Raw genomic sequence first — 15,448 nt, forward strand, 5'->3', positions numbered from 1 at the left:
AACTGGTTTACAAACTGTTGTTACTGTACTTCATAAACCTGCAATACGCTGTATGTCATTTTTTTTCTACAGCGTGGTTATCGCCTTAACGGTAAGTATAATTTCCGGGTTGTTATGAGTTCTATAGACATCTGGTGAAAAAGAATATAAAACCCTTGTGCATTCGGGGTCGATACCTCATTTCTGGAGATGTCTTATGTGTTAGCGTAGCTTCTCCTTAAGGAGGCTCGCACCCACAACAACGAGGATGAAAATATTTCTTTTTCAACACAGTAATTTTGTTCCCTAACTTGTATTGGAGAATTTAATATGCATTTCATATCAGTTTTTTTGCTGTCTATCTCAGCAAACGTAGATAACTTAGCAGTAGGAATTGCCTACGGCTTCAAAAAAATCAAAATTGGTTTATCTACAAATCTATTTATTGCCTTCATTTCTGCTTTAGGTACTTATCTTGCCACATCGGTTGGGGAAGATATTAATAAAAGTTTAAATAAAAGTGTTGCCAATTTTATTGGTAGTGCGGTTATCGTAGGTATTGGAGTTTGGGTAATTAGGGAAACATTAAAACGAGAGCGAAAAAGGACGAAGATGCTCTTGAGAATGCAACAGATGCAAATACCTGTGACAACAAGATTTTCTTTACCTTCTTCAAGGGCTGTGATGGAGCAATCTCCAGCAATTACGACAGAGGAATTTTCTCAAGAAATTATTCGTGAGTTTTCTTATGCAACATATATAGAAAATCCTGCAAAAGCAGATATAGATAAATCGGGTTACATTGATGTTCGAGAGTCAATAGCCCTAGCGTTTGGTTTAACGTTCAATAATCTAGGTAGTGGTATCGGTGCTGGGATTTCCGAAGTTAATTTGATAGTCATGACACTTGTCACCTTTATATTTAGCGTTTTGGCAATTACTGGGGGATATGTTTTAGGCGATCGCTTCACTACAAGACTATCTGGTTTCTGGGCTGGAACTATCTCTGGATTCCTAATGATTGCTACAGGAATATATGAATACTTTGTCGTTTGAGGTAAAGTAGTGGGTGGTTAATGATTAATAAACACCTTAGACTATTGAAATTATTTTAATTAACCACTAATTAACCGCTAACTGCCAATGATTTGACATTATAGTTGATTAATGACATAACGGGAGTAAATCAATGACATTATTGAAGCTTGTGAAATAGTCTCGTAGTGCTCTAGCAGCAGCACCTGTAAACTCTATCCATTCATAGTGATGGAGATTAGATGAGATGCTGTCTTCTTGAAACAAAGTAGCAGTAGGAATTGCAATCAGCAACGCCACACTTTCTTCTTCAGAGCGAACTCGATCTTGTAATCGGATAGCGGCAATATAGTTTGTGTTCACCACAATATTATCAATTTTTATGAATGCCATAATTTTGGTAGCCCAAAATAAGTTGATTTGAAACCTATGCGAAAATGACATTTAATGTTTTTTATTAAATGCAATACTTATTAAATCTGTATATATTTACAGAATTGTAATCTAAAAAACTTACTATATTGAAAGAATGATAGTTCAGTAATTTCTAACTTAATGCTAGGAGATACTAATGGGACTTTATGAGAATTATGGTGGAAATCAATTTAAAATGGGTATAGCAGTCTGGCTTGCATTCTGAAAAGTTTGTGAGAGAAGGTAGTACCGCTACCTTGGAAGTCAAAACTCAAAAGGCTTATTGGGTAAGCTTTTCGCTAATTTGGAACGGTAGCTTTATTTCCGCGCCCGCTGTACTAGCAGGAGCATAAGACATTAGACATCTGGTGAAAAAGATGTAGAGACGTTAAATTTAATGTCTCTACAAGGGTTCTAACCAACACATAATTCATTTCTGGAGAGGTCTATTACATCCTTTGCACAGTTAAAGTCAAGCCGGACTTTGTTAAAGATACGAATATCAGGTTTTTATATGCTCTAAGTTACTTTCTATTTTTGAGCGCAACTTTTGATCAGGCTCTCATTGCTTGTTTTCCTGTCCATCGCTGCCAGCGAACTATCGCCTCATTGGCTCGCTCAGGATTTTCGTCTCCAGCAAAACAAATTCGTCTTAAACGTTCACAGGAAATTAGCACTTCACCATATCCTAAAGAAGGGGTAATGACAAAACTACCGGGTTTGGTGAAAAAGCTTACTAAATAAGAAACAATACCTTCAATACCCTCAATGTGAGTATTATGGTTTGGTTTGAGCAGAGGTTCGCGGGAGTAAATAGCAACGTATATATTCCCTATAACTAACTCAAATCTAAAGGGCATTTGACTGCATCTGCAAAGATCGTAGATAGATCCCTCACAACGCATTACAGCTACAACATGAGCTTCGTCTACTAAGTAGTCATGCTTCCAAGAACAACAAGGAGGAGCGATCGCCAATGCAGCATTAGATGGTAATAGTTGAATAAAATCTTCCTTGGTGGTATCGCCGCAATAAATCATGTGTCGGTCAAGAATCCAGGCTTCGTCAGTCTGTGTCTGAATTTCATCAGTCTTAATATTTTTTGATATACGTTGAGTTGGCTTGCTAGACTCTTTGGCTTCCTTCTGGGCTATAGCATTTTGAAGAGCAATTAACTGAAGTTTCTTTTGTTTCTCTCTTGCTTGTTCTGCTAGCTTTTTCTGCTTTTCGAGTTCGACTCTTTTTTGTTGTGTTCTAGCTTCTTCTGCCGCGATTTCTGCTTGTTCTGCTTCTTGTCGTTCTTTACTACCCTCCCTGGCTATTTTCAGTAACGCTGAGGTATTCCGAGCAATTGGCGTACCTTTAATCATCTCTTTTACTTCTGGAACGATATTTTTAGCAATTTGTTTACCGTACTGAAAAGTGCGCTCCGTATAGCCTATCTCTTTTGCCAACTCCACTGTTGTTTTCGGCGGTGGTGAAATATTTTCACCACCTCTTTGAGTAAACTGGTTGTCCCCTACCTTTGCCCTCAGCCCCATCCGTTCTAGAATCCGGTCACGTTCCAACCATAATTCAGATCGTTCTAGAGCATCCAATTCGCTACGAATCAAGTTTTCATCGATTTCTGCTAGACGGGCATGGTCTGTGTCTTCGCAAGTAATAATATGACACTCAATCTCTTGAAAACCAATGAGCTTACAGGCAGTAAGACGGTGCAAGCCTGCAACTAGATTGAAGTCTTGGTCTAAAGTAATAGGGTTTAAAAGTCCATTAGCTTTGATGGACTCCATCAACTCAGCGACTTTTTGGTCATTGAGAGGACGCCTGTTAGGCAGAATATTGACACGACTAATGTCAATGAAGGACATAACATTCTTTCTCTATTAATCCAAAGTTTAATTGAAGTGTCGTAGTCAAAAATTCAAAAGACACTATTATAAGTTTTATGAAGTGTTTAAAATTGTCTAGCATATCTTTTAAAAGCTTTACTGTATGTTGAACTGGGAATAAATACAATTCAATGGTATGCACCTCCAACTACCAAATACATATTTCAATAAACTATAGTTGATTATTAGTATAAGTTATTGTATAGAAATTTAGCTGTAAAGCACTGTTACTGAGGGGTTTGTTGGTACACTGAAGTGCAATCTAGATTATGAGTTTGTTAGTAGCAGCTCTGGGGGCGGCGTACTACCCGCTACGCAAGTACTTAATGCTCAGAGTTTCTCCTATAATCTATCTAAATCTAAATTATACAAAAATAATATACTCTCATTGGCAGATATTTGTAATACTGCTATCTCTCTTGAGATACAAATGAGATGAAGGAATATAGTTTTGCTGTGTTACTAAACATAAACTGTTGGAATTCAGTAAAACTTATATATCTAATCGGTAATTTGATACTCTATCAGGAAGCAATCGTTCCTGAGATAGTTGTAACAAAAGGCTACTTCTGTCAAGATGTTTGTAAATTTCTTAAAATTCTTTTTTAAACCCGATTGATATAAAGGGTAGAACAATAATGAAATCAGTTGCACAAACAGAACCTCTTTCTTTAGAGAAGCATGTTGGAGTAATAGATTACCAAGTCATCCATACTACTAGCGGTCGCTTCCGGATTAAAATTCCTCGATTATCTCAAGATCTAGAGTATGCTAACCAACTTAGTTGGTCGATTGAGTCTTTTGACTTCATCATTAGTGTTCGCATCAATCCAGCAGCAGAATCATTAATCATCCACTATCAAGAAAACCTTGTTTCTAGTACTACAGTTCAAGAAAGCCTACTGATGATTATTCAGCAGGCAGCGTTAGCTGAAACTTCGTCAGAAATTGCCCAGAATAAGACAGAATTTAAACCAGCAATCGACTGGATGATAGAGAGAGTTGGGATGCCTGTCTTTAGTTTGGGATTGACACTTATCGCCCAACAACTCCTACCGATTCCGCCTTTGTTGCTAGCAGGAGTGGTAGCTGTTGCAGCAATTCCGTTTATTCAACGTACACTCGATCTCATGTTGACAGAGCGTCGTTTGGATGCGGATATTCTGGATATCCTCTGGATGAGTTTTTATACAATCAAAGGTGACTTTGTTGGTCCAGCATTAATGGTCAGCCTCATCGAGTCAGGAGATGTACTAAGAGATGCTACTGCCCGTGCTAATGAACAACAAATGTTAGATTTGCTGCAAGGAGTAGATAAGTACGTCAGGATAGAACGGAATGGACAAGAGGAGCGTATTCAATTAAGTGAAGTGAAAAAAGGCGATCGCATTGTTGTCTATGCAGGTGAGACAATTCCCGTGAGCGGCCGAGTATTAAGGGGTACTGCCCTGATCGACGAACACAAGCTAACGGGTGAATCTAAACTAGTTTCTCGCTCAGAAGGACAAGTTGTACATGCTTCTACCCTAGTATTACAAGGTAAGATTTGTGTCCTCACAAAACGAACTGGCAAGAATACTCGCCTCGGATTAGCAGTGCAGCTGATGCAATCTGCCCCAGTACATGATACTCGCGTGGAAGATTACGCCTCTAAAATCGCCAATGCACTCATTGCACCTACTCTGTTATTAAGTGGAGTCATTTTTGCCCTGACGCGAGATGTATCGAGAGCAGTTGCCCCCCTCCACCTTGACTTTGGACACGCGATTCGGATTGCAGTTCCCACAACTGCCCTTGCAGCCGTCACTTATGCTGCTCGCCAGGGAATTTACATTCGCAGTGGTCGAGCTTTGGAAATGCTAGCACGACTAGATACCGTCGTTTTTGACAAAACGGGAACATTAACTCAAGGAAATGCAGCAGTTGTGGCGATTGAAACAGCACATGATCGCATTTCGCCCCAAGAAATACTAGCACTTGCTGCTTCTGCTGAACAAGGTAATTCTCACCCCGTAGCTAGTGCTATTATTCGCTGTGCTGAAGAAAATGGAGTTGAAATCAAACCTTCTACAACCAAGGACTATCGTATTGGCTTAGGGATTGTTGCCCTGATTGAGGATACAAAGGTTTTAGTGGGTAGCGAATTGCTCCTACAACAAGAGGGTATTAATTTAGATGCCATCCACAAAAAATATCCAAGCTTGAAAACAAGCACTTACTCTGTTGTTTATGTGGCTAAGAATAATCAACTACTGGGAGCTATTTTGTTTACTGATCCTCTGCGCTCAGAAAGTACAAAAGTTGTTAAATCTTTACAATGTCAAGGTATGACAACTTACATGTTAACAGGAGATAACCAACGTGTAGCAAATCATGTCGGTACTCAATTAGGCATCAGTCAAGATCACACTTATGCCCAAGTTTTCCCAGACAAAAAAGTTGAAGTTATCTGTAGCTTAAAAGACAGAGGACGGACAGTGGCATTTGTTGGTGAAGGTATTAACGATGCTGCTGCTCTTGCTCATGCCGATGTCTCAATATCTTTTCTGGAAGGTAGCGATATTGCCCGAGAAACCGCTGATGTAGTACTTTTGGATAACGATCTGCAAGGCATTGCCCATGCCATTGCCATTGCTAAACGAGCAATGGAAATTATTTATCAGAATACAGCGATCGCTGCAATTCCTAATATTAGCGTTGTCATGGCAGGAGTTTTATTCGCTCTAGATCCAGTGTTAGGAGTAATCATCAGCAATGGTTCAGCCTTACTGGCAGAACTAAACAGTTTCCGACCTCTATTTGAGCCTGACACAGATCCTAACTCACATATAGTAGACGAATCCTTAATCTCTACGTTTGCTAATTCTAAGGAAGTCAGTACTTCCAGCAACACCAAAAAAAAGACAACAATTATTTCTGATTTATTGCCTATTTAAAACATAAAATATGTGACAATCGTAATATAGACTTCTAATACCAATTTATTGTAACGATGCACTTAATAATTACTCCCACCTCCGGTGTCCTTTCAAAGCACCGGGGGATAACAGGGGGTAGAATTAAGCTCAATTTTATAGAGAAATGGTATGAGCAAGTCAAAGATATAACTCACATCAAGAGGTTATCATCATGCCTCGCTGCCCCATCTGCCATAGTAAGTACATTCATCACAAGGATGATTATTGTCCTTGCTGTAATTGGAATCTGCCACCTTATCCATTTCCTATGGGGTGGATTCCAGAAATTGTTCAAAAAGAAAACACCAGATTGGCTTGGGCAAAAAAAATATGGACAGCCTTACAGTTAGCCCAAGAAAGATTCAAGCAAGCACAGATGCAGCTTGAGCAAGCAAATCAACGTGCATCACAAATTAGTTTGCAGTTTGAACAAAGCTATCAAGAACGATCTGCTCTTGCTGAAACGTTGCATAAACAAGAAGCCAGACTAGCACTATTGCAGGAGCAGTTGCAGCAATCGACTCGAGAGATGGCACAACTGCGAACTGAACTAGATGGCATTAAACAAGAGCGCAAGCACAAGCATACGATAGTACCCCACTTCCAACTACAGAAAGTTTCTTCATCAGTCAAATTACAAGAGTTTAGCTTTGAAGTTGTAACCTTAAACAACCGGGGACAACCAATTAACTGCTCTATTAACAAGGCAGAATATTTTCAAGAACATTTGGGAAATAGTGTGTTTCTGGACATGATTTACATTCCAGGAGGAACATTTTTGATGGGATCTCCTGAGGATGAATTAGGTCGAGAGAGCAATGAAGGACCCCAACATCCAGTAGCTCTCCAACCTTTCTATCTCAGCCGATTTCCCATTACTCAAGCCCAGTGGAAGGTAATTGCCCAACTTCCGCAAATCAACAGATACCTCAACCCAGACCCCTCCAATTTCAAACACCCAGATATTCCCGTCGAGAAAGTCTGCTGGCATGATGCTGTTGAGTTTTGTGCAAGACTTTCCCAACTCACAGGGCATAGTTATCGACTACCAAGTGAAGCAGAGTGGGAATTCGCCTGTCGCGCTGGAACTACAACTCCTTTCCATTTTGGTGAAACTATAACCTCTAACCTTGCTAATTACGACGGTAGCTATATTTACGGTTCTGGAACAGAAGGACCATATCGTCAACAGACTACATCTGTTGGGTGTTTCCAAGTAGCCAATGTTTTTGGATTATCTGACTTACACGGCAATGTCTGGGAATGGTGTGCTGATTCTTGGCATGAAAACTATCAGGACGCGCCTTCTGATGGCAGTATTTGGCAGTTGGATGAGTCTAACAACTATCGTGTATTGCGAGGTGGAGCATGGTATTGCCTTCCCACCCTCTGCCGTTCAACTCAGAGGCACTGGGATCAGGCAGACCATGCAGGTAGTGGCACTGGTTTTCGAGTAGTCTGTTTTGCAATTTCAGTAAATCCCAAAGTTTTCCTCAACGGCGATCGTTAACCAGAGCCTAAGTACGAACAAGCAGTAAAAATCACTTTTCATCTAGTAAAAACTTATTATTTGTAATAAAAGCTTCAAAAATGAAAAAATAAAGGATATTAGTATCTCAAGTTACAAAATCTTGGCGATCGCTCTTTTGGAAAAAATCTTGCGATTTACTGAATTTAATTTTTTAAGTCGGCTAAGGTTCATTCCACTCCCAAATTGGTGCGGAATGAACCCTAGCTGACTTTCTGTAAGTTCAGAAATCAAATTGGATGGCTATAGTTATTTATCCTTAATTTATGATATAAAAAAAATGAGAGTAAAACTGTAAAACTCAATTTTTTAAAAATCAGTTCCAAAAGCAGCTAACTAGTTGCTTTTCTTGTAATTTTTGAAGTTTTGTCCAGCAATTACCCATTTAGCTTGTATCTTGCCATCAGCAATATCTAAGTCTCATAAATATACATTTATGCAACTTGATGTTGACTTATTAAAATTCATCATTCGTTTCACTAAGCCTAAGCTGGGATAAGGATGATGGAGTTATGTTTTTTATTTTTCAATAGAGAAAAGTGAGGATAAACGTGTCGCCACAACAAGTAAAACAATTCCATCAACTAAAGCAATTCCATCAACTAATTCTTCAAGATTCTTCCTTAAAAGAGCGTTTAAAGGTAGCGACAGACCAAGCCAGTCTCGTGAGCATAGCAGTACAGTTGGGAACCGAACTAGGTTATAGTTTTACCTACCAAGAAGTCGAGGCATATATAGATCAAAATATATTAACTTTGATGAGACAATTTTTATTCTAATATCATTGATTAACATCTTTTCCTCATCATAGCTAGAAGAATTTATTATGTCCCTCCCGATTTGCAAGGAGGGGCTAATAAGTCGGTAGACATAAATAGTGATCGTTGAGATAAGGCAAGGCTCAAAAGGGTTTGAGCCTTGTTTCCTTTTATTAACACGGTTTGATTTTATTGTGCCGACTTACTTAGCATTTTGGATTCTGAAATATCTAGTGGTTAAGCCTTGTAGCTATCCATCTGTCGCAATTATTTTTCCAATTAGTACAAAAACTTACGTTGCTACAAATATATCTGAACTAAACTATTAAAAACCGTTATATCTGGAAATAATATATTTTTATCAGGATTTATATGCTCATATCAGCAAGCACTTTATGGTGCTGTCTATCGTTACTATAAGCAATAAAATTTTTATCAGGAATAAACTATATTAATTGATCGTATAATATGTTGAATTTAAATTTTCTTTGCAAATTGATGAGTTACTTCAAAAAAGCTTAATAAAACTTTCTGTCTTTATATTTGATTTTTTATGTAAACTCTTCTTTAATTAGAGATAGACTAAATTTAGAAACACACATCACGCTTCTACGCATAAATCATTTCTCGTGGAATGGTTATTTTGTTGTATTCACTTTTGAGACGACTGTTTCGGGACTAGCGTGAAAATGAAATACCAGTCGGATAATTGATATAAAGTAGAAAAGTCATGAATGATTGGTACATTATTAAATTGCAACTCCCTTAGTTTGTTTCAAAAAATAAGATTGCCAAAACTTTATATCTTGTCTAGGTTTTGGTAATTAGATGATTGTCTAACTATAAGACTCATCAACTTCTTTTATCGTACCATCAAAAGGTAAATCAAATTTCAAAAATGACTTGATTTTTCCCATAGTTAGTATTTCAAAGCTTGGCAACAAATTCCTACCAAACTTTGATCTATTCATGATTATTCAGGAGACGAGGCATATTAATCCACACTAAACGCGCAACCCTTCGTAAAACGAACGGTTTTTTGCAACAATCTTGAGAATAGTGGCAACAATCCGATTCATTTTGAGAACCTACCCTCAATTGAAGTTAGCCAAGCTAATAAACCAGGCATAGTTGCACGTTTTGTGCAGGTTTTTCCCTCGACCAATTAAAAACTTCCTGAATAAATAGTTACAAACTGTAAAGACTTGCAAAAATGTACAGCAAGTTATTGCCTTAAAATTTGTACCTCAGACAAAAACTCAATTTAGGAGTGCCTTATGACGGTTACAGCAGTTGCGGATAGATTGGTTATATCAGTAGAGGCTCACTCCAGTCAGGCAGAAAACATTCATTACCAGGTTGTGCATTGGATACCAGGACGTTTTCGCATCCGAATTCCTCGACTACATGAAGATGAAGAGTACACTAACAAACTTAACTACGTTCTTGACACAATCGAATTTGTGACGGAAGTCGAAATCAATGCCCAAGCTAGTTCCCTAGTAGTCGGTTACAAACATCAACCAACTGCAACTGCCATTGCTATAGTTCAAGAAAAGCTATTCACTGCCATTCAGCGAGCATCTGAGGTTGAAGTTCCTCTCGGATGGACAGGGGAAGGTGAAGAGAAAAAAGCTGATAATGAGATTGATTTTGTAGAGCGATTAGGATTTCCGATTGCTGGTTTAGTGTTGAGTGTAGGAGCACTGGTTGGCTTGCCAATACCAGGTTTTGTAATTGCAGGTGTTGTATTTATTGGTGCCATGCCAGTCTTTAAACGAGCATGGGAAGCAATTCAACAAGACCGTCAACTTACTATTGACTTTCTTGATGGTTTGGCAATCTCCTTACATACCCTCCAGGGACACTACTTTGCACCTTCTTTTATGTTGGGTTTAGTAGAAAGTGGTGAAGTAGTTCGAGATATGACTGCTCGTGGTAGTGAGCGAGCAAATCTCGACCTGATGTCTTGTTTGAATAAAACCACCATCGTCATTCGTGATGGTCAGGAAGTGGAAATCGACACCAAAGATGTGGTAGTGGGCGATCATGTCCTGGTGTACCCCGGTGATCAGGTTCCCGTTGACGGCATCATCTTGACAGGTACTGGCATTCTTGACCAGTGCAAGTTGACTGGAGAATCAGTTCCTGTGACTCGTCGAGAAGGCGATGAGGTGTTTGCTTCAACGCTGTTAGTAGATGGTAACTTGACGATACTGACAGAACGAACTGGTAATAATACTCGTGCTGGTGTGATCGTCAACTTGATGCAAGCGGCTCCAGTGCATGATACTCGTGTAGAAAACTATGCGGCGACAGTGGCGAATCAGTTTGTGCTACCCACCCTGTTGATTGCTGGTGGTGTTGGACTTGCTTCGGGCAATATGAATCGAGCAGTTGCTCTGTTAACACTAGATTTTGGTACTGGCATTCGTGTTTCCGTACCTACAACAATTCTCTCTGTACTCACCTACGCCGCTCGTAATGGCGTTCTCATCCGCAGTGGTCGAGCTATTGAAATCCTGGCAACTATCGACACCGTTGTCTTTGACAAGACAGGAACATTGACCATCGGACACGCAGGCGTCAATGACATTGATATCATGGATAACCGCTTCACCAAGGATGAGGTATTGTGTCTAGCTGCTACTGCTGAACAAGGGCTAACCCATCCAATTGCTGAAGCGATCGTTCACAATGCCAGAGACAAGGGACTTGTTCTCAAGGAATGTGAAGAATGGGAGTACAAGGTTGGTCTGGGTGCAGCAGCAAAAATCGATGGAATGCAGATCATTGTAGGTAGTCCCCGGTTCATGACTCAGGAAAACGTCGATCTAGATGAGTATGATCGCTGCTATCCAGATGCCAAGTCTGGGGGACAATCTCTGGTTTACGTGGCAGGTGATGGCAAACTTATAGGTGTGATTCGCTATAGTGATCCACCACGCGAAGAAAGTAAGGCAGTGATCAAGGAACTAAAAGAAATGGGCATCAATGCTTATATGTTAAGCGGTGATGTCACACGAGTAGCCAGAGCGATCGCTGGCAATCTGGGCATGAATCCTGATAACATCTATGCAGAAGCCTTCCCAGAGAAGAAAGTTGAAGTCGTCAAAGGATTGCACGACAGTGGTAAAACCGTTGCTTTCTGCGGAGATGGCATCAATGACTCGGCAGCTTTAGCATACGCAGACGTTTCCATCTCCTTTGCGGGTGCAACGGACATCGCCAGAGAAACGGCTGATGTGGTGTTGATGGAAGACGACCTACGCGGCTTAATCATGGCAGTCAAATGTGCCCGCCAAGCAATGGACATTATCTGGCAAAATACAGCGATCGTCGCAATTCCTAACCTCGGCGCTCTACTTTCAGGTATTTTCTTTGCTCTCGATCCTATTTTGGCAGTCGTCATCAACAATGGTACTGCTATTTTGGCAGAACTAAACGGTCTGCGTCCGCTGATGGGACCAAGTGACGTAACTCCATTAGGACATACACTTAGTGCTGCCGAAATTGCTGAAGAAGAAAATCGGCTTCACCAACATCAACCTGCACCTAATCAAGTTATACCAACCTATGATGTGAAGGTTGAAGAGGTTCTTGTTTCTTCTGAATTGCAATCCGAGATGAAAGACAAGCTAGCTAATACCAACGGACATAGCAACCATGAGAATGGGAATGGCAATAAAGAAAATCCTGCTATCAGTCTTAATGGAGCAAATGGTTCCCATACGCCCATTGACCAATATGCTTCTAACAGCAACGTTTAGCTAGAGAAAGCATGGGATATCCATAGGATGTCCCTTTCTCTGGTCATACTAAATTGGCATATTGATATCTGTCTTGACACTTTGTTTCAATTCAAAATGAACTCACATTCTGGAAACAATAAGCTAGATAAAGCTAAGTTAGAATTGTACAATTCCAAATTCAAAATGAACTCATATCTAGAAAAGCATAAGTTCAGCAAAGCCAACTTAGAACCCTGCAATTCCAAATTCACAATGAACTTATACCTAGAAAATAATGAGCTTAACAAAATATTTATATTTTGAATTAAAGCAAGGAATTTGTATGTTCCAAAGAATTTTAGTTGCGTTAGATAATTCGGCAATAAGTAAGTATGTTTTTGAGGAGGCACTGTCAATTGCTAAAGTAACCCACACACGCTTGATGCTACTGCATGTTTTGTCGGATTTAGAAATTGGCTATCCAAATGTCAAAAATTTAGATGAACATTTATATAAATGGGAAGAGTACAGTAAAAAGGGACTAGAACTATTAAAAACCCGTCAGAATATTGCCACTTACATAGGTGTCAATACTGATTTCACTCAAATCCCTGGATCTGCTCCCTCCACTATCTGCAAGCTTGCTAAATCTTGGAAGGCTGACCTAATTGTAGTTGGACACAAAGAAATGTCTCCCCTCCAAGAGTTAGCTAGGGGGAGTGTTAGCAACTATGTAATGCACTATGCACCATGTTCGGTATTAACTATACAACCAACATAACAATCAGCAGTGCTAACTAGAACAAATTTTCTGTCAATGAGGTTCATCTGACAATTTATATTTCATAACTTGGGAGATTGTTATGCTACACAGAATACTGGTTCCAATTGCTAGTTCTAATAGCGTTGGTAAGTTCCTTTTTCAGGAAGCACTCGACCTAGCAAAAGCAACTGGGGCAAACCTGAGATTACTACATGTTCTATCTTTGGACGACAAAGACACCCCCAGTATATTGTCATTAATGAATACTCCAGAAAGCAAAAAACGTTGGGAAGAGTTTGAAAAGCCCGGTTTAGATCTACTCAAATCTTTTGCAAATGAAGCAATTACAGCAGGTGTCTCAACTGAGTATTCCCAAATTTTAGGTAGCCCTAGCCGCATTATCTGCGATACAGCTCAAACCTGGGAGGCGGATTTAATTATCATGGGACGTCGAGGAATTTCAGGACTTAGTGAATTGATTTTGGGTAGTGTCAGCAACTATGTTACTCATCATGCACCTTGCTCAGTACTAGTAGTACAATCTTCAATTTTAGCCAAATCTGAAACTCTCAAAGAAAGTCAATTGGCAAATACTGTCTAATACAAAAGTGGATTTTAGACTTCTTTGAGATCAAAGTTTAATTGCTTTACTCAGCCTCCAAATATCTTACTCAAGATTATGTTTAACATTAACTTTTATAGTGTTTGCATATTATCTTGATATGCTGGTCTTGTTACGGGATTTTATATTGGGAAAAATGATTGAATTTTTCCCAGTTAATTAACAATACTTTGCTGATTTAAGGTGGTTCTATAACCAAAACAGTACTGAAAATAAGTACTGAATTGTAATTACTATGTTTAACCACCTCAAAGTTGTCACGTTCTTCATTTTCTCTAGTCAAACAATAAAACTTTAGAGTGATAACGATGTCAGTCACAAAATCTAATAAAGAGACATTCATCTCAACCAATCGCTTCATGTCCCGTAAAGATGCACTACTTTTACGGATGCTGATTTTTGTACCCATCTGCTTGATTTTGAGCAGACTGGATGTCGATCCATTGATTGTCTTTATCATGGCAGGTTTGGCAATTATCCCCTTGGCAGCCTGGATTGCCAACTTTACAGAAGCGATCGCCACTCGTATTGGCCCTACTTTTGGCGGTTTACTCAACGCAACTTTCGGCAACGCGACTGAAATGATTGTCTGCATAGTTGCCCTTCGAGCCGGACTTCTAGAAGTAGTCAAAGCTAGTTTGATGGGGTCAATGATGGCAAACCTACTATTAGGTCTAGGTTTAGCTCTCTTCTTAGGTGGATTGCATATCCCAAAGCAACCTTTTAAACTGAATGCAGAAAATCTTGGTACTGTTGCTCGGATTAATGCCTCTCTGCTTAACTTGGTAGTTGTTTTTTTGCTAGCACCGACTGCAATAGAGATTACTTCTATTTCTTTACACCTGCAAACAACCAATGATTTTTCCTATATTGCATCAGCACTTCTGCTCATCTGTTACATCTTGATGCTTTTGTTCTCAATGAAAACTCACAGCTATCTTTACGGATTAGATGAAGATCCCGAGCCTGAAAGCTATGGCAGTGAAGCTAGAGGATTATACAAGTTAAAACTTCACATCGGACTGCTTTTGGGAACAACAATAGTTCTGTTATTTGTCTCTGAAGTACTTGTAAGTAGTTTGGAAGAGGTGATCGCCACCACAGGATTGACAGAGCTTTTTACTGGTGTCATTCTTATTCCTATGTTTGGTGCAGCAGTTGAAATCATTACCTGCGGAATATGTGGCACAAAAAATAAAGTTGAGTTGGCATCTTCAGTTGCTATTGGCTCCAGCCTACAGATTGCAATGTTTGTGACTCCTATTTTAGTTTTTGCTGGTTTGATTATCGGTAAGCCAATGAACTTGGACTTTGACAACTTTACAGTATTGGGATTGGGCATTGCAGTTTTAATGACTAATTCTGTCAAAACCGACAGACGGGCCAACTGGCTTGAGGGAATATTACTGTTGATAACCTATGCCATGCTAGCTACTGCTTTTTTCCTGCATCCTTCTTTAGGGATCAGCGCAAACGCACCTTAAAGTGGCATAGACATGATTGACAATTGAATGTACCCACATTCCGCACTTTGTTTTGTAATATGCTTGTCTTATGAAGTTTGGGCTAATGCGTAGTTAAATAGCGATCGCCAAAAGCTTTATATTTACCATGTAGATGAAATGATGTCCCATCAAGATGTGAATATTTTGTATCTATCTTCAGGGTAAGAGCATCTCAATCAGGCTTGACATAAGGAATCAGAAGAATCTAATAGACCCATCCGAAAACTCACAAGCCAATACATGCAAGGATTTGAGACCAGTCCT

At 39.4% G+C, this 15,448-nt stretch carries 10 protein-coding genes; 8 read left to right on the top strand and 2 right to left on the bottom strand.

From position 1 onward, the window contains the following. The first annotated feature begins 309 nt into the window (after positions 1-309). Positions 310-1,035 carry a manganese efflux pump gene (locus AC5JMK_RS04930; RefSeq protein WP_096679436.1) on the top strand — a complete coding sequence of 242 codons (726 nt, stop codon included), beginning with the start codon at positions 310-312 and terminating at the stop codon, positions 1,033-1,035. Positions 1,036-1,143: 108 nt separating this feature from the next. On the opposite strand, the gene AC5JMK_RS04935 is transcribed toward AC5JMK_RS04930, so the two are convergent. Together AC5JMK_RS04935 and AC5JMK_RS04940 are read right to left on the bottom strand one after the other, a co-directional pair. Beyond that, positions 1,144-1,407 carry a hypothetical protein gene (locus AC5JMK_RS04935; RefSeq protein WP_096679809.1) on the bottom strand — a complete coding sequence of 88 codons (264 nt, stop codon included), beginning with the start codon at positions 1,405-1,407 and terminating at the stop codon, positions 1,144-1,146. A gap of 575 nt (positions 1,408-1,982) precedes the next feature. Further along, positions 1,983-3,299 (bottom strand): ParB/RepB/Spo0J family partition protein, encoded by a 1,317-nt coding sequence (locus AC5JMK_RS04940; protein ID WP_495909512.1) that lies wholly within the window; start codon positions 3,297-3,299, stop codon positions 1,983-1,985. A 659-nt stretch (positions 3,300-3,958) separates the two neighbouring features. On the opposite strand from AC5JMK_RS04940, the gene AC5JMK_RS04945 reads away from it, so the two are divergent. The 7 genes from AC5JMK_RS04945 (at position 3,959) to cax (ending at position 15,163) form a co-directional block, all read left to right on the top strand. Next, on the top strand, positions 3,959-6,256 hold the full coding sequence (locus tag AC5JMK_RS04945; RefSeq protein WP_096679440.1) for a heavy metal translocating P-type ATPase: 2,298 nt from the start codon (positions 3,959-3,961) through the stop codon (positions 6,254-6,256). Positions 6,257-6,449: 193 nt separating this feature from the next. Continuing rightward, positions 6,450-7,787: an SUMF1/EgtB/PvdO family nonheme iron enzyme gene (locus AC5JMK_RS04950; RefSeq protein ID WP_495909513.1), complete on the top strand. Its 1,338-nt coding sequence runs from the start codon at positions 6,450-6,452 to the stop codon at positions 7,785-7,787. Between the two features lie 569 nt (positions 7,788-8,356). Continuing rightward, positions 8,357-8,584, top strand: a complete 228-nt coding sequence (locus AC5JMK_RS04955) for a Nif11-like leader peptide family natural product precursor (protein ID WP_096679444.1) — start codon at positions 8,357-8,359, stop codon at positions 8,582-8,584. A 1,256-nt stretch (positions 8,585-9,840) separates the two neighbouring features. Continuing rightward, complete coding sequence (locus tag AC5JMK_RS04960; protein ID WP_495909514.1) at positions 9,841-12,333, top strand: heavy metal translocating P-type ATPase; 2,493 nt, start codon at positions 9,841-9,843, stop codon at positions 12,331-12,333. 256 nt (positions 12,334-12,589) lie between these two features. Continuing rightward, a complete protein-coding gene (locus tag AC5JMK_RS04965) occupies positions 12,590-13,075 on the top strand; it encodes a universal stress protein (protein ID WP_495909515.1) in 486 nt (161 codons plus the stop codon). Between the two features lie 82 nt (positions 13,076-13,157). Next, positions 13,158-13,658 carry a universal stress protein gene (locus tag AC5JMK_RS04970; RefSeq protein WP_096679448.1) on the top strand — a complete coding sequence of 167 codons (501 nt, stop codon included), beginning with the start codon at positions 13,158-13,160 and terminating at the stop codon, positions 13,656-13,658. A gap of 380 nt (positions 13,659-14,038) precedes the next feature. Next, a complete protein-coding gene (cax, locus tag AC5JMK_RS04975) occupies positions 14,039-15,163 on the top strand; it encodes a calcium/proton exchanger (protein ID WP_096679452.1) in 1,125 nt (374 codons plus the stop codon). The last annotated feature ends 285 nt before the right edge of the window (positions 15,164-15,448 follow it).

The organism is Pelatocladus sp., assembly GCF_059505505.1.

What these genes read in the sequence shown, in the direction of transcription:
- AC5JMK_RS04970 (WP_096679448.1), top strand. Translation starts at nt 13,158, where the DNA reads ATGCTACACAGAATACTGGTTCCAATTGCTAGTTCTAATAGCGTTGGT.
- AC5JMK_RS04965 (WP_495909515.1), top strand. Translation starts at nt 12,590, where the DNA reads ATGAGCTTAACAAAATATTTATATTTTGAATTAAAGCAAGGAATTTGT.
- AC5JMK_RS04935 (WP_096679809.1), bottom strand. Translation starts at nt 1,407, where the DNA reads ATGGCATTCATAAAAATTGATAATATTGTGGTGAACACAAACTATATT.
- cax (WP_096679452.1), top strand. Translation starts at nt 14,039, where the DNA reads ATGTCCCGTAAAGATGCACTACTTTTACGGATGCTGATTTTTGTACCC.
- AC5JMK_RS04950 (WP_495909513.1), top strand. Translation starts at nt 6,450, where the DNA reads ATGCCTCGCTGCCCCATCTGCCATAGTAAGTACATTCATCACAAGGAT.
- AC5JMK_RS04945 (WP_096679440.1), top strand. Translation starts at nt 3,959, where the DNA reads ATGAAATCAGTTGCACAAACAGAACCTCTTTCTTTAGAGAAGCATGTT.
- AC5JMK_RS04940 (WP_495909512.1), bottom strand. Translation starts at nt 3,299, where the DNA reads ATGTCCTTCATTGACATTAGTCGTGTCAATATTCTGCCTAACAGGCGT.
- AC5JMK_RS04960 (WP_495909514.1), top strand. Translation starts at nt 9,841, where the DNA reads ATGACGGTTACAGCAGTTGCGGATAGATTGGTTATATCAGTAGAGGCT.
- AC5JMK_RS04930 (WP_096679436.1), top strand. Translation starts at nt 310, where the DNA reads ATGCATTTCATATCAGTTTTTTTGCTGTCTATCTCAGCAAACGTAGAT.